At 52.5% G+C, this 15,569-nt stretch carries 15 protein-coding genes; 7 read left to right on the top strand and 8 right to left on the bottom strand.

Translation table 11 applies throughout. The features are described from left to right. Positions 1 to 58 precede the first annotated feature (58 nt). A complete protein-coding gene (locus EVJ23_RS09255; RefSeq protein ID WP_070328917.1) occupies positions 59 to 301 on the bottom strand; it encodes a hypothetical protein in 243 nt (80 codons plus the stop codon). Between the two features lie 567 nt (positions 302 to 868). Here EVJ23_RS09255 and EVJ23_RS09250 point away from each other — a divergent pair. From EVJ23_RS09250 to map, 5 genes are all read left to right on the top strand, one after another. After that, on the top strand, positions 869 to 1,720 hold the full coding sequence (locus tag EVJ23_RS09250) for a CvfB family protein (protein ID WP_070328918.1): 852 nt from the start codon (positions 869 to 871) through the stop codon (positions 1,718 to 1,720). Between the two features lie 162 nt (positions 1,721 to 1,882). Continuing rightward, on the top strand, positions 1,883 to 3,412 hold the full coding sequence (gene cshA, locus EVJ23_RS09245; RefSeq protein WP_070328919.1) for a degradosome RNA helicase CshA: 1,530 nt from the start codon (positions 1,883 to 1,885) through the stop codon (positions 3,410 to 3,412). A gap of 102 nt (positions 3,413 to 3,514) precedes the next feature. Then, complete coding sequence (locus EVJ23_RS09240) at positions 3,515 to 3,766, top strand: hypothetical protein (RefSeq protein WP_035385950.1); 252 nt, start codon at positions 3,515 to 3,517, stop codon at positions 3,764 to 3,766. A 67-nt stretch (positions 3,767 to 3,833) separates the two neighbouring features. After that, positions 3,834 to 4,997 (top strand): EAL-associated domain-containing protein, encoded by a 1,164-nt coding sequence (locus EVJ23_RS09235; protein WP_236641231.1) that lies wholly within the window; start codon positions 3,834 to 3,836, stop codon positions 4,995 to 4,997. Positions 4,998 to 5,008: 11 nt separating this feature from the next. Next, positions 5,009 to 5,764, top strand: a complete 756-nt coding sequence (map, locus tag EVJ23_RS09230) for a type I methionyl aminopeptidase (RefSeq protein ID WP_131465679.1) — start codon at positions 5,009 to 5,011, stop codon at positions 5,762 to 5,764. A 41-nt stretch (positions 5,765 to 5,805) separates the two neighbouring features. Here the strand turns inward: map and menC are convergent, their stop codons facing one another. From menC to EVJ23_RS09200, 6 genes are read right to left on the bottom strand one after another with little or no spacing between them, the layout of a single operon-like run. Continuing rightward, the gene (gene menC / locus EVJ23_RS09225) at positions 5,806 to 6,873 is read right to left on the bottom strand and encodes an o-succinylbenzoate synthase (RefSeq protein ID WP_131465677.1); all 1,068 of its coding nucleotides are present in this window, start codon (positions 6,871 to 6,873) and stop codon (positions 5,806 to 5,808) included. After that, positions 6,857 to 8,227, bottom strand: a complete 1,371-nt coding sequence (gene menE, locus EVJ23_RS09220) for an o-succinylbenzoate--CoA ligase (RefSeq protein WP_131465675.1) — start codon at positions 8,225 to 8,227, stop codon at positions 6,857 to 6,859. Before menE ends, menC begins: the two co-directional genes overlap by 17 nt. A 49-nt stretch (positions 8,228 to 8,276) precedes the next feature. Next, positions 8,277 to 9,101, bottom strand: coding sequence for a 1,4-dihydroxy-2-naphthoyl-CoA synthase (gene menB / locus EVJ23_RS09215; RefSeq protein ID WP_070328925.1), 825 nt, complete (start codon positions 9,099 to 9,101; stop codon positions 8,277 to 8,279). Then, positions 9,102 to 9,878, bottom strand: a complete 777-nt coding sequence (locus EVJ23_RS09210) for an alpha/beta fold hydrolase (protein ID WP_236633743.1) — start codon at positions 9,876 to 9,878, stop codon at positions 9,102 to 9,104. Further along, the gene (menD, locus tag EVJ23_RS09205) at positions 9,875 to 11,524 is read right to left on the bottom strand and encodes a 2-succinyl-5-enolpyruvyl-6-hydroxy-3-cyclohexene-1-carboxylic-acid synthase (protein ID WP_131465672.1); all 1,650 of its coding nucleotides are present in this window, start codon (positions 11,522 to 11,524) and stop codon (positions 9,875 to 9,877) included. Before menD ends, EVJ23_RS09210 begins: the two co-directional genes overlap by 4 nt. Then, complete coding sequence (locus tag EVJ23_RS09200) at positions 11,521 to 12,906, bottom strand: isochorismate synthase (protein WP_131441103.1); 1,386 nt, start codon at positions 12,904 to 12,906, stop codon at positions 11,521 to 11,523. The genes menD and EVJ23_RS09200 overlap by 4 nt, the downstream gene beginning before the upstream one ends. A gap of 167 nt (positions 12,907 to 13,073) precedes the next feature. Between EVJ23_RS09200 and EVJ23_RS09195 the strand changes: the two genes are divergently transcribed. Together EVJ23_RS09195 and EVJ23_RS09190 are read left to right on the top strand one after the other, a co-directional pair. Further along, the gene (locus tag EVJ23_RS09195; RefSeq protein WP_131465670.1) at positions 13,074 to 13,973 is read left to right on the top strand and encodes a 1,4-dihydroxy-2-naphthoate polyprenyltransferase; all 900 of its coding nucleotides are present in this window, start codon (positions 13,074 to 13,076) and stop codon (positions 13,971 to 13,973) included. A gap of 20 nt (positions 13,974 to 13,993) precedes the next feature. Further along, a complete protein-coding gene (locus EVJ23_RS09190; protein ID WP_070328930.1) occupies positions 13,994 to 14,545 on the top strand; it encodes a beta-class carbonic anhydrase in 552 nt (183 codons plus the stop codon). Positions 14,546 to 14,591: 46 nt separating this feature from the next. On the opposite strand, the gene EVJ23_RS09185 is transcribed toward EVJ23_RS09190, so the two are convergent. Beyond that, positions 14,592 to 15,539, bottom strand: coding sequence for a YihY/virulence factor BrkB family protein (locus EVJ23_RS09185; RefSeq protein WP_131465668.1), 948 nt, complete (start codon positions 15,537 to 15,539; stop codon positions 14,592 to 14,594). Positions 15,540 to 15,569 lie beyond the last annotated feature (30 nt).

The raw sequence follows: 15,569 nt of genomic DNA, 5'->3' as shown, positions 1-15,569 counted from the left end.
GTCCGTTGTGCTCTTCTATCTAGAATAGAATACCAAAAGTGGCGTGGGAACACGAGCGTTATGTAGAGCGTTTGCGTGAACTGGAGTGCATGCGAGCGACGATGCGATCGATGCGCTTTTGATTGCGCCTTTCTTTCAGGAGCACGTTCATTTGTGCGATAAGCTGTTTAAATGAAGATAGACCCATGGCGAGCAGCGCCGCGAACAAGAATGTGCCGATCGGATCTTTGAAAAAACCGGTTTGGAGCGAGACGGACAAACCGACGACTGAAAGAATCGTGGTGAGAAAATAAAATAGCATGAGTGACTCTCCCTTCCCAGATGATTCAATTGAAAAAACCGAACGTATTTCTCGTTCGACAAGTGAGCAAAAAATTCCTTTTTTTGTCGAACAAAACAAAAAAACGCCTTCTGACGAGCGAGAGGGCGCTTACTCTTGAACCATCGTGACGGAAGACGATACGTTCGTATCGACACCGTTTGAGAATATGAAACTCAGCGAAGCGAGAAGAGCGAAGAATGCAATCAAAAGGCCCTTCATGAAGCGTTTCGCAAATGAGCGAGATTGAACATCAAACATTTTATTTCCCCCGTTCGGACATTGCTGAAACCTGATTTATAAACAACACTCCTTTAATAATAACGTTTTCAAAAAGTGGATACTAGATGGAAAAACATTGTTCACAAAATTGTCACAAAATTCCGTCTGATACTCGGTCGATTTAGAAGCTTGACGGTTGGGTGGTTCATTGTCTCGTTCACAAATTGGACACAATTGACCCGAAGCAAGAAAAGGAACGTGATATGATTAAGAACGTGTGTAGGTAGGTATACTGACAGTAATAAGATGAAAAAGGATGTGTATAGAATGGTATTACGTGCAGGAGATGTAGTCGATCTAGTTGCGGAACGTTCAGCCGATTTTGGCGTATTTATTGGGAACGGCCGTGAAGAGGTATTACTTCATCGGAAAGAACAAACAGAAGAAGTCACAGTCGGTCAAACGGTGCGTGTCTTCCTTTATCACGACTCGGAAGGCCGTCTCGCTTCGACGATGACGATTCCGAACGTATCGTTTGAAGAATATGAATGGTTCGAGGTGACAGGCGTTCGCTACAATACGGGTGTGTTCGTCAACATCGGCATTCAAAAGGATGTGCTCGTCTCGCTCGACGACCTTCCTGAAAACCGGACATATTGGCCGAAAGAAGGCGATAAGCTATGCGTCCGTCTCAAATACGATCAAAAAGGCCGTCTTCTCGGAGAACCGGCTCATTATGCGTATTTGAACTTGCTCGCCCGTCCCGCCAAAGAAGAGTGGGGCAATCAAGACGTTCAAGCGATCGTCGTCAACAAACGTGACGTCGGTGTCAACGTCTGGGTCGAGAATGAATCACTCGGTTTCTTACATGAAGCAGAGATGACGCGGTGGCCGCGTCTCGGCGAACAGTTAGCAGTACGTGTGACGCAAGTGAAGCAAGACGGTACCGTTCTTGTATCGATGAAACCGCGAGCGTATGAAGCGATCGACCCGGATGCGGAAAGCATTCGTTCTTACATCGAAGAACGCGGTGGTGAAATGCCTTACGGCGACAAGACAGCCCCAGACGTGATCGACCGTGAGTTTGGCATGAGCAAGGCGGCCTTCAAACGGGCGCTCGGGAAGCTCTTGAAAGAAAAGCAAGTTGAAAAACTCGACAACGGGTATAAATTGAAATAAGATTACTCATGTCCAGGTGGCTAAAAAAAGTTTTAGAATGTATTTCTTTCATTTTAGAAACAAATGCGGTATAGTAATAAGAGTTGACTACGAGGAAACATTTAAAGAACGTCTGCAGAACTAACCTCAGACGTTTTTTGCATGAACAAAGGAGAATATAATTTGACAAAATTTCAAGATTTACAGTTAAGTGAAGCATTAGTAAAAGGTGTACTCAAAATGGGCTTCGAGGAAGCGACACCGATCCAAGCTGAAACAATCCCAATCGCACTTACAGGAGCGGATGTATTAGGCCAAGCACAAACAGGTACAGGGAAAACAGCAGCTTTCGGTATTCCGACAATTGAGCGAATCGACACAAAGGCGCGTCAAGTCCAAGCACTTGTTCTTGCACCGACACGTGAACTTGCGATTCAAGTTGCAGAAGAGTTAAACAAAATCGGGGAAACGAAGCGTGTATACGCACTTCCTGTATACGGTGGTCAACAAATCGACCGCCAAATCCGCGGCTTGAAAAAGAACCCGCAAATCGTCGTTGCGACACCTGGACGTCTCATGGACCACATGAAACGCAAGACGATCAAACTCGACGAGATCCAAACAGTGATCTTGGATGAGGCGGATGAAATGCTCAACATGGGCTTCGTTGAAGATATCGAGATGATTTTGAAAGGCCTTCCGGCTGAACGTCAAACGCTTCTCTTCTCAGCGACAATGCCACCACAAATCAAGAAGATCGCTGAGCGCTTCATGAAGTCGCCGACGATCATCAAAGTGAAATCGAAGGAAATGACAGTTGAAAACATCAACCAACAGTTCCTCGAATTGCGCGAAGGTCAAAAATTCGATACACTTTGCCGTTTGATCGACATCGACTCACCAGAACTCAGCATCATCTTCGCTCGTACGAAGAAACGTGTTGACGAAGTTACAGAAGCACTCATCAAACGTGGTTACACGGCTGATGGCCTTCACGGTGACTTGACGCAATCAAAACGTGACCAAGTCATCCGTCGTTTCAAAAACGGCACGATCGACATCTTGGTCGCAACAGATGTAGCGGCGCGTGGACTTGATATCACAGGTGTCACACACGTATACAACTTTGACGTCCCACAAGATCCGGAAAGCTACGTGCACCGTATCGGACGTACAGGCCGTGCTGGTAAAACAGGTACTGCCCTTACGTTCATCACGCCACGTGAATTCGGTCAAGTGAAGTCAATCGAACGTGTGACGAACAAGAAAATGAACCGTCGTCACGTACCGACGATCGCAGAAGTACTTGAAGGAAACCAAAAGCAATCAGCTGAAGATTTGATCGAACGCGTTCAAGCGGGCGACTTCAAAGCTTACACGCAACTTGCGACTGAGCTCCTTGAAGAGTACGAAGCAGTCGAGCTTCTCGCAGCAGCACTTCGTGGTTTGACGAAAGAGCCAGATTCAACACCTGTTGAAATCTCTTACGCAGAACCAGTCCGTGTGAAACGTCAAGGTGGACGCAACGACCGCGGTGGATACCGTGGCGGCGCACGCAGTGGTGGCGGAGACCGTCGCACTGGCGGCGGAGACCGTGGCGGACGCTCAGGCGAACGTAGCGGTGGCGGTGGATACCGTGGAAAACGCACTGGTGGGACTGACGATCGTCGTCGCTCATCAGAAGACCGTGGCCCACGTCGTCCGCGTGACTAATCGATAAAACGAAAACCGCATTTCCTTAAGTGGATTTGCGGTTTTTTTATTTATCTCATGCTACACTGAACGAGTAGAGATTGAAGGATGAGGTGTCAACGGATGGTAGAACTAGGTTTAGGTCTCGTCATATTATTGGCGTGCATCCTAGCATTGAAGCCGATTGTTATGCGGACAGTACGTCCGAATTTCCGATATATTCCGGTCGCCACACTTTTGTTTGGCGCGATGATTTGGTTGGTCATGGCCATCGGCGTCGGCGGGAAGATGGGAATCGGATACGGTGTGATGAGTATCGTGTATTTTATTGCTTGTTTCGGTGCCTATATGTATGTGCATACACGAGCGAGCTGAAACCGGCTCGCTTTCTTGTTTCGAAAATGAGGATGAGGTGATCCAATTGGATGCAGTGGATGTGATGATGAATCCAAATGAAGTCGAAGTGACGTATGAACCGATTTTCGGGGCGGCCACGTTTCAAGTGGAAGGCTACATGGTACACGGCCATTTCAGGGGCGAGTCGCTCACACAGTTCTTTTATGATGACGACGTACCGGTCGAGTATCAACTCGACATCGCCAAGCGGATGGAACGGTTGGCCGCCGAAGCGTTGCGTGACGAAAAGCAGTTCGTCACGTTCCGCTGCCGGTCGGAATGGATCCTTGAAGAAGGGGGCGAAGCATTTTTAGCACCGTTACGGGAATTGAACTTCCCGCTCCACCGGATATTTGTGACACTTCAAGGGACCGAGCTCGTCGATGTGTCTCGTCTGTCCCGTGTCGTCCAATATTATCGATCTTCTGGTGTGAGAGTCGCGCTCGACTTCGCGGAGTCGACGAGTATCGAGGACATCATGACGATTGCACCGGAGTTGTTGCTTGTCGATTTAGCAACGATGGTCGAGAAGAAGACGTTGTCGGTGACTTACCCCCAAATGCTCCAGACGATGGAATACATCGCTTCGAAACTCGGGGCCCCGCTGCTTTATAAGTCAATCGATCATCTCGGTCAGTTGCGTTACGCCTGGCAGCACGGTGGGAGTTACTACATGGGCGGCTTGTTAGGTCGTCAAGAGGATTTCCCGCCGCGTGAAGCAAAAGGAATGAGTGTGCTCACGCAAGAAGTTCCAGCGTTCTTCCTGCACGACCAAGAGCGATTGAAGCGGTTGTATGAGCTAGAATTCGAACTTCACGGAAAAGTCGCGGAGCTCGTCCAAACCGGGAAATGGTCACGGGATAAGAAGGATGAATGGCTGCTCCATATCGCCCCTAAATTAGAAGGGATGCTCGTCCGCTACTACTTGACCGATCAAACGGGCTTCCAGACGAGTGCGAACGTCTACCAAGAGCAACACGTTTGGAAAGTCGATAACACATACCGAGGCTATAACTGGAGTTTTCGACCGTACTTTATCCGGACGATGGCGGCGATGAGTGTTCGCGGGCGGGGCTATTTGTCGGAAGACTATCGCGACTTCAGCTCCAACGAAGTGACACGTACGTTCAGCTACCCGTTACCGGACGGCATGTTTTTGTTCGCCGATTTATCAGAAGAGTACTTATACCAAAACCGATTATTAGATTGAGAGGGATTATGATGTTTGATTACGATTATGATGCGTTGCGTGAGATTGGGAGAATCGTCGCCCGGGCAAGGGATGAGATGGCACGGGCCGTCACGCCAGGGATGACGACGAAAGAGCTCGATACGATCGGGCAACGTATTCTTGAAGAAGAAAGAGCGGCCTCGGCGCCGATTACGATGTATGAGTTTCCGGGCTATACGTGTATCTCCATCAATGAAGTGGCTGCCCACGGAATTCCAGGTAAAGAAGTCATTAAAGACGGGGACATCGTCAATGTCGATGTGTCTGCCGTGAAAGATGGCTATTATGCAGACACGGGACGGACGGTGATTGCCGGCACACCGAAATCGCCAGAGCATGTCCGCTTAGTCGAGGTCTCGCTCACGTCGCTCGAAGCAGGTCTCAGCAAAGTGAAGGCCGGTACGAAAGTGAACCAGATCGGAAAAGCGATTTACGCGGATGTCCGCAAAAACGGCTTCACCGTCATTCGAAACTTGGCAGGTCATGGACTCGGCCGCACGCTCCACGGCGAACCGGAGACAATCTCGAACTACTATAGCCGGGAAGAGAATGACATCTTGAAAGTCGGTCAAGTCATTGCGGTCGAGACGTTCGTCTCGACGAAAGACGAGATCGTCTACCAGTCAGAAGAGGATGGCTGGGCGTTATTCACACCGAACGACAGCCCCGTCTCGCAGTTTGAGCACACGGTCATCGTGACCGAGGACGGCTATGAAGTGTTGACTGGCACGTTCCGAGAAGAATGACGCAATCAAACAAGGATACAGACCGCGGTCTGTATCCTTGTTTACGTTAACTGGATGATTTGTTCGCTTAACTGATGAATTTTTTTCCAATCCGGAGTGACGACGTCAGGGATCGAGAGCTGACCGTTTTCGACGTCGAGCGGCGTATCGAGCAAGTCAGTCTCAAAATAGGCGCTCGTTCCGGCCATGTCGGCCGGATAGGCGGCACCCGTCAACGAGGCGAATAAGAGCGTATGATAACGGCCGATCGATGATTCGTACATACCACCGACCCAATAAGGGGTACCGCTGTCACGGATCGCGAGCGCCTCGGTCAATCCCCCGACGCGGGCGGGTTTGATATTGACGATGCGTCCGGCCCGAAGCCGATTCATCGTCTCGACGTCTTGCCGTGAGGTGATGGACTCGTCAAGACAAATGGGCGTCTTGAGTTTTGTTTGCAGGTCGGCCGAGTCGACCCAGCAGTCGCTCGGATAAGGCTGCTCGATCATCAAGAGGCGATGGGCATCGAGTTGTTCGAACCAGTCGAGCGGCTGCTCGTGCGCACTGCCGTTCAAGTCGATCATGAGCGGAGCGTCCGGGAAAAAAGTCCGCACTTCCGCGAGCGCCGTCAATAGCTCATGAGGCGAAGCTTTCAACTTGATCCGTTCGAACCCGGAATCGAGCGCCTGTTCGATCGCGTTCAACGTTTCGGTGAGCAAGCCGATCCCAATCGTCCGCCCGCAAGCGACGTGATGTCCGGCTTGCAAAAGTTGTTTTAGCGTCACGCCAGCACGGGCGGCCTCGATTTCCCAGAGTGCACTCTCCCACATCGCTTTTGCCATCGGGTGCCCGATAATCGAACGGACATGGTCTGGAAATGTGGTCGCGCTGACCGTCTGCCCGTTCAACAATCGATAGATCAGTTCAGACGTGTCGACGGTCGAGCGGACCGTCTCCGACGTGTACCACGGCGTCTCAAAGGCGACACCTTCCCCGTATCCGACTGCTCCGTCGGTCGTTTCGAGACGGAGGATGACCGTCCGTCGCGTCGTCAAGACGGAATGGGCTGTCACAAGCGGGTGTTTGAACGTGAGCGGGACGATGTAAAGGTCAGCTCGTTGAATCATAATCGGTCTCCTTTAAGCGGTATCGCATCAATTTTCCGTTGGCGTTTCGTGGGAGCTGAGTGACCGCGATCAATGCCTTCGGGTGCTTATACTTAGCGAGGTGATCGTTTAAAATTTGCGTAAGTTCGTGAAGGTCGTACGTCCCGACGATATAGGCGATCGGGACGGCGCCCCATGTCGGGTCAGGCTTCCCGGTGACACCTGCGTCCTCGATACCGGGGCATCGCAACAGGACGCTCTCGATCTCCGCGGGATAGATGTTTTCTCCGCCCGAGATGATCAAGTCGCTCCGGCGATCCAAAACATATAAATAGCCGTCTTGGATCGTTCCGAGGTCGCCGGTTCGCCAGTACCTGTCCTCGGTCCAAGCGTTCGCTTCCGATTCGTTATAATAGCCGGGCGTGACGGTCGGGCCATTGACTTCGATCTCACCATCGCGACTGATACGGATGTGGGTCGGTGCGATCGCTTGACCGCTTGAACCGATATGGTCCAGTGCTTCGGACGGCAACAACGTCGCGACTTGAGAGCAAGTTTCCGTCATCCCGTACGTCTGCGCGATCGGCAAGTGGCGGCGGTCTGCTTCTTCGAGCAACGGCCGTGGCACCGGTCCGCCTCCGACGAGAATGACGCGGAGATGGTGACTTGTCAATCCTGCGTCGAGCAGTCGCCCGAGCATGATGGCGACGAGGGAAAGATGGGTGATCCGTTCGGACGCGATCAATTGGATCGTACGCAAGACGTCAAACTTCGGTTCGACGTATAATGCTGAGCCGAACAGGGCACAGCGGTACACTTGAGCGAGTCCGCTCATGTGGAACAGCGGTGTGACGACGAGCATGCGGTCGGTCGGCTCGTATCCGAGATGTTTTTTTGCGGCCTCGGCGCTCGCGCGATGATTTCCGTACGTCTGTTGCACCGCTTTGGCGTGTCCGGTCGTGCCGGACGTAAACATGAGCGACATCACCTCGTCACGCCCCCAGCGATGATGTCGGCGCAATGGCTCTTGATCGCGTACGCTCACGTCGATTTGAGGGACGTTGAGGTCGATTTCCTGATCGACGAGTAAGATGTCGATGTGGGCCTTGTCGAGTTGCATTGCGAGTTCGCTTGTGGTCAGTCGTGTATTCAACGGGACGAGTACTTTTCCGAGCAAATGGACGGCGTGGACTGCGACGACATAGTCTTTACTATTTGACGCATACAGTCCGATGTGACGAGCGTCCGGAACGGTCCGGCCTAAAAAGTGTGCCAAGCGCGAGCTCTCATCGATCAATTCGCCCCACGTCAGACGTTCCGTTGCGGTGACGAGGGCGATCGTGTCGACAGGATGTTGCTTCAAATCATAATCCATCACAATTACCTCCAAAAAAAGAGTAGCGAATTCGCTACTCTCTTACGATTTACGGGAAACGCGGGAATTGACCGAAGTCAGGGTCACGTTTTTCTTTGAAGGCGTCACGGCCTTCTTTTGCTTCATCTGTCGTGTAGTAAAGGAGCGTCGCATCACCGGCGAGCTGTTGGATCCCGGCCAAGCCGTCCGTATCAGCGTTCATCGCAGCTTTCAAGAAGCGGAGTGCTGTCGGCGAGTGTTGCAAGATCTCTTGGCACCATTGGACCGTCTCGGCTTCAAGCTGTTCGAGCGGGACGACCGTGTTGATGAGCCCCATGTCGAGCGCTTGTTGTGCGTCGTATTGACGGCACAAGTACCAAATCTCACGAGCCTTCTTATGTCCGACGATGCGGGCCAAGTAGCCTGAACCGTAACCGGCGTCGAACGATCCGACTTTCGGTCCAGTTTGACCGAAACGAGCGTTGTCGGCCGCAATCGTCAAGTCACAGACGAGGTGCAAGACGTGTCCGCCACCGATGGCGTATCCAGCGACCATGGCGATGACCGGTTTCGGGATGACTCGGATCAAGCGCTGAAGATCAAGGACGTTCAAGCGCGGGATATCATCGTCACCGACGTAGCCGCCGTGACCGCGAACTTTTTGGTCGCCACCTGAGCAGAAGGCTTGATCGCCTTCACCTGTCAAGATGATGACGCCGACTTCTTTATCGTCACGGGCGCGCGCGAACGCGTCAATCAATTCGTTGACCGTGAGCGGACGGAATGCGTTCCGAACTTCCGGGCGGTTGATCGTGATTTTTGCGATCCCGTTCCACTTCTCATATTTAATGTCTTCATACGTCCGGACCGATGTCCAGTTTGCTACTGATTCCATTTAAATTCCCCCTAAAATCAATTTCTCTATCATTGTACCAAATTGTTGGGCGTTCTCGATATGGGGAGCATGGCCCGCACCCGAAATTTCGTGTATCCGAATGTCTGGACGACGTTCACGCATAGCGCGAGCAATCGTTTGAAACTTCACATCGTGCGCACCGACGATCAAATCGGTTCGAGGCAGGCGGTCAAGATGCGTCCATAGCGACGGCATACTGCCGGTCCCGATGGCGCGCAAACTGTTCGCGAGCGCCGACGGGTCTTGAACGAGCCGCTCATGTCGAAGCGAGGCCCGCATCTCGTCCGTTTGACGCCAAAGCGGGAGCATCTCCCATGCGGCGACGAACGCTTCGATTCCGTCCGTCTCGATTCGTCGCGCGAGCCGTTCATCGGCGTCGCGTCGCGCTCGTCGTTCTGAAGCGGTGAGACCGGGCGTCGTACTAATCCCGATGAAGTGGTCTACGCGCTCGTCACAGGCTGCGAGTGTCATCCCGATGCGGCCGCCGAGCGAATAGCCGATGACCGTCCACGGCCTTTCGTCCGTGTCGAGCAGCGTCGACAAATCCTTCACTTGTTGGCTCATCTTCGCGCGGGCGACCGAGCAACTGCCGGTCTGTCCATGTTGAAGCAGGGACGGGGCGACGAGGCGCACCGGCAAGTCAGGGAAATACGAGAGCCATCCGGCGTTGCTCGTGAAGCCGTGCAACAAGAGGACCGGTCTTCCGGACCCGTGCTCGAGTACTTCATACGAGACGTCACGGACAGTACGTCTCACGTCCCGTTCTCCAACGTGAGACGCGTGCAGATCGATTCCGTCCAGTTCCGGTGGGATAAGACGTTGTCGGCACGGTCGGACGGGAATTCGATCAACTGAATCCCGGCCTCGATCGCTGCTGTCACGTCTTCTGGACGTTCGAGCAATTGATAGCTAAGCCCGTATGTGTCGGCGAAGCCACGGATGTTCAAGTCGAGCGGTGTACCGAACAAGTCTTCGAACATCTGTGGCTCGATTGATGCTTGCGGTAAGAAGGAGAAGATGCCGCCACCGTTGTTGTTGGCGACGATGATCGAGAACGAGCCAGGATGCGTTTTTAGTAACTGCAGGGCGTTGCTGTCGTGATAGAACGCCAAGTCACCGATCAGTAACGCGGCTCGTTCTGTGTCGTGGCAAGCACCGAGCGCGCTCGAGATGATTCCGTCGATCCCGTTCGCGCCTCGGTTGGCGAAGACGGATACGGCTTGTCCGGCGCCGAGCGTCGTGTCGACGTCACGGATCGGCATGCTGTTGCTGACGAACAAGCGGTCGATCTGAGCGTTCAAGACGTGGCGGGTCAAGGCGCTCTCACCGCTCAGACTTGGTTTGGCCGATTCGGCGACTTGTTCGAATAAGGAAAAACGAGCGCGGTAGACGTCGTCAAACGGGACGTCGATGACCTCCAAATAATCATTCGCGTCGCCGTAGACGACAGTCGCACGACTCGATGGGTCGCGAAACGAGCCAGGCTGTTCAATCAAGATTTGGTGGGTCTGTTTGAGCCATTCATTCAACCGTTTCGATACAGGAGCCGCACCGAAGCGAACGACCGCATTCGGCGTCCATTCTGGGCTATGCTCACTTGCGAGCCACGTGTCATAATTCGTCAAAACGCCGTCAAAGCAACGCATGCCACTGAGCGGATCGGCGAACACCGGAATTCGGTGAGTGTTTGCTACGTTGGAGATGGTTTCGAGCCAAGACGTCGGCGTGCCAGGTCCGACGACGAAAGCGAGCCGTTCGACGGCCGTCTCTTGTTTGAAGCGAACCAAGTCGTCGGTGACGGGACGAATGTACGAGGTCTCGCTCCGTCTCGAAGTGGCGGTCAATTGTGACTTCAGACGTTCGATATCGGGCAGTAACGGTTCTCGGAACGGAATGTTAATATGGACCGGTCCGAGCGGGGCCTGCGCACTCAAGCGTACGAGACGTCCGACGGCTTGTTCCATATAGCGCAGACTCTCTGGCTCGGGCACCGGTAGATCGAGGCTCGTCTTCACATGTTCACCGTAGAGACGGACTTGATCGATTGCTTGCGGGGCCCCGACGTTACGCAACTCATGCGGCCGATCTGTCGTCAAGACGACGAGCGGGAGCTGGGAAATCGTTGCCTCGGCGATAGCTGAAAAATAGTTGGTAGCGGCTGTGCCGCTCGTACAAATTAATGCGACCGGCCGAACGTCTTCGCCAGCGCGGGTTAGTCCGAGCGCGAAGAAAGCGGCTGAACGCTCATCGACGACGACGTGATGGCGTATATTCGGGTGCAAATACGCGGCCATCGCCAGCGGTGTCGAACGCGAACCGGGACTGATGACGACGTCATAAATCCCAGTTTCGACGAGTCGATTCATCATATGGGATACCCAATTCGTTAACATATCGTTCATTCGTGATTGCCTCCTGAAATGACTTGGTCTAACCCGAGCGCTTGCTTGATCGGGCTCAATTTGACTTCTGTCTCGGCTAGCTCTGATTCGAGTTCAGACTCTTGGACGATTCCACAGCCTGCGTATAATGCCACGAACTGATGCTGGACGAGGGCCGAACGGATGGAGACGACAAATTCACCTTCTCCGTCGGTGTTCAACCAGCCGAACGGTGAGCCGTACCAGCCGCGATCGAACCGTTCGATGTCGCGCAGCAAGCGGACGGCCGTCCGCTTCGGAGAACCGCCGAGTGCGGGTGTCGGGTGCAACGACTCAATGATGGAGAGGAGAGACGCGTTCGTGTCCAAAGTCGCTTTGATCGGTGTGTGTAAATGAAATACCGAGCGGTTCTCTAAAATCGTCGGGGACGGTGCGACATGAATGGTCGCTGCATAAGGCGTGAGAGCGTTTTGAATGTCTTTGACGACGATTTGGTGCTCCTCTAAATTTTTACGGTCATGCAACAACTGCTGTTTCGCCGTCTCGGTTTCCGCGTCCGTATCCGGGCGTTTGATCGTGCCGGCGATGGCCGCGGTCTCGATATGCGGTCCTTGTTTACGGACGAGCCGCTCCGGTGTGGCCCCGAAAAATCCGATTTCCCGTTTCGGTTGATATAAGAACACGTAACTACCTTCTTGATGTTCAGACAAGTGCCGTAGCGTCTTCGCGAACGGGAACGCTTCATCTGACGTCTGGTAAATCTCTTCCCGGGCGATGACGAGTTTCTCGACTTTTTCTTCGGCGATATATCCTTTCGCCTGTTGAAAACTTGATTTAAAGTGATCGACGCCGTCTTTTACTTTCGAATACGTCGGTGTCGACTCATCGGGCGCGTGCAGGGCGTTGAACTGGGCCAATTGGTCGGCTAGTTGAATTAAATATTGTTCAACGGTCTGGTTTGAAGAAACAAGGGTCGACACCGTCAACGTGTGCTTGTCACCGGAACGACGGTATAAAAATTTAGGGACGACTAAAGCCGCCTCGCCGAATGAGTCCCACATGTTTTTTTGAGGTCGGACGAACGTATCGAACGAAAATCCTGAGAACGCATAGATGACGGCATCGACATCTCGGCGATGCAGGCTCCAGTCGTATTGCAGACGTTGGAACCGTTCGGGTCCGGACGCCGTCAAGACGAGCGCGTCGGCACAACCGAGCATTTCAAGTGAGCGATCGGGTGTCGAAAAATAATAGTGTGATGTTTCTGTATTTTGAATGATATGAAACGCGTCGAACGAAGGGATCTCCCACGTGTATGAGGCAAGGACAGGTCGTTGCCATGCGCGTGCGCGTTTATGCGCTTGTTCGATTCGTTGTTTAATGTGTGTTTGAGTATCTGGCATATAAGAAAAGCCTCCTCAATCCGATAGAATATTCATCTTTTAGTGTATCATGACTTAACGGCTGTACTGCCGGTCAAATGCTCGAGAAACATGACTTCAGACGATTGAGGGGCGGGCATTGACAGATTTTTTTGTGGAGACGTAAACTAACGAAGGGAGGGAAGTAGATGAAGAAGAGAGAGAAAGGTGCTTATTGGCGCATGATTCGTCCGCACACACTGACGGCGAGCTTTATTCCGGTGCTGTTAGGAACGTTTATCGTCGTCGGTCAAACCGATTTGAAATGGGATCTGTTCTTGGCGATGCTCATCGCCTCGGTCTTGATTCAAATCGCGACGAATTTATTTAATGAATACTATGACTACAAACGCGGGCTCGACCACGAGGGCTCGATTGGAATTGGCGGCTCGATCGTGCGAGACGGGTTCACGCCGGGTCAAGTGCTCGGCATCGCGCTCGGGATGTATGGCGTCGCGGGAGTTCTCGGTCTATACATTGCCGCTTCGACGAGCTGGCATTTGCTTTGGATCGGAGCGTTGTCGATGGTGGTCGGCTATCTGTATACGGGTGGCCCGCTTCCGATCGCGTATACGCCGTTCGGTGAACTCGTCGCCGGATTGTTCATGGGCTACGTCATCATCGGGATTTCAGGGTATATCCAAATCGGCACGGTGACGACTGAGTTGTTGCTCGTGTCGTTCCCGATGGCGCTCTTGATCGGGGCGATTTTACTGGCCAACAATATTCGAGACTTGGATAACGACAAGGTGAACGGACGACGCACGATCGCGTGTCTCGTCGGACATCGCCGGGCCGTGCTCGTTTTGGCCGGATTCTTTATCGTAGCGCTGATTGGTATCCTCGTCGCCGTATTCGTTTACGGGGTCACGCCTTGGGTATTGCTTTCGTTAATGACCGTTCCGATCATGATTCGTGCGGTGAAGCGGTTCTGGGTGAAACGTGAGCCGGCCGACCTGATGCCGGCGATGGCGATGACGGCGAAGGTCAACACGTTGTTCGGGGCCTGGATGGTCATCGGATTGATCGTCGCACGCGTTATCGCATAAACATAGAGGAGGGGAACGATATGTCAGTCGTCAAAGACATGCTTGCGTTCAATGAACGGTTCGTGACAGAGAAGCAGTATGAGCAGTACGTGTCAGATAAATTTCCTGATAAGAAAATTGTCATTTTAACTTGTATGGACACACGGTTGACGTCGTTATTGCCACATGCGCTCGGTTTGAAGAACGGCGACGCGAAAATCATCAAAAACGCGGGCGCGGTATTGTCGCATCCGTTCGGATCGGTCATGCGTTCGATTCTCGTCGCCTTATACGCTCTCGGTGCGGAAGAGGTGATCGTTGTTGGACATTACGATTGCGGCATGGCCGCTATCGACCCGAACGCGGTCATCGGCGAGATGGAGCGGCGCGGAATTGATCCGCAGACGTTACAGACGCTCAAAGCCTCAGGCATGAACTTGGAGAAGTGGTTGCATGGCTTTGACTCGGTCGAGGCGAACGTCGTCAACTCGGTCAGTCTGATCAAAAACCATCCGCTCCTGCCGCCGGGTACGGACGTCCACGGATTTGTCATCGATCCAGGAACGGGGCGACTCGATGTCGTAGAGGCATAATCATCCATGCAAAAAGGCGAACTCTCTCAACGGAGTTCGCCTTTTGTCATCCGTACGTGTTGACCGGAATATCTTTGTAGTCATCTTCGTCCGAGTCTTTCGACTTGGATTTTTTGTTTTTCTTATAGTTTTTCTCATACTCCTGCTCGCTCGGGGTTTTGAAGAAGCGTTGCCACGTGGCGTTGATCTCAGAGCCGATCAAGATGATCATGCCGGTCAACTGCAGCCAAAGCAACGTGACGATGATGCCTCCGAGTGATCCGTACGTCGAATCGTAGTTACCGAAGTTCGAGACGTATAGGCTAAAACCGAGTGAGACGAGCTGCCAAGCGATGACGCCAAAGATGGCGCCGGGGACGGTGCTTTTCCAAAATACGTGTTGTTGCGGTGCGATCTTATAAAAGATCGACAGCGTCAAGATTAAGATGACCGTCGTCAGCACGTAACGGAACACGTTGATCAAGACGACTTCGGCACCGGAAATCGGGAGGTAGTCTGAAATGAATCCGATGATCTGTGAGCCGAACACGTTCGAGATGATGAGCAGCAAGACGCCGACGCCGAGGAGGAACGTCAAGCCGAGGGCGATGCCTTTACTGACGAAGAAGTTGCGTTCGTTGTCCTCACCGTACGCGTGGATTGCCATATTGATCAATCGTTCGACTCCTTTAGAGGCCGACCAAATCGCTAAAATCGCACCAATCGAGAGCAATCCGCCTCGTGGCTCGCCGATTGCCTCAAAGATCCCTGATAAAAACTCGGTCGCCGCCGAACCTGGTGCCAGGTTATTTAATTGTTCTTGAAACGACGCTTGCGTGATGTCGAAGAACGAGAGCAACGCTAAAATAAAAATGATTCCCGGAAAAATGGATAAGAACCAAAAAAAAGCGAGCGTTGCCCCGTAATCTTGAACGTCATGCTCTTTAAAACGACGAAACAACTCTTTCCCGAAGGAAAGCCAATTCTTTTTTTCTTTCACTTCTGTAGTGTCCATGCGCATATCCTCCTGAACGTTATCGTTAGA

Origin of the sequence: Exiguobacterium sp. SH1S1 (assembly GCF_004337245.1) — a bacterium.
Taxonomy (GTDB): Bacteria; Bacillota; Bacilli; order Exiguobacteriales; family Exiguobacteriaceae; genus Exiguobacterium; species Exiguobacterium aurantiacum_A.
This window is presented reverse-complemented; position numbering and strand designations above follow the sequence as displayed.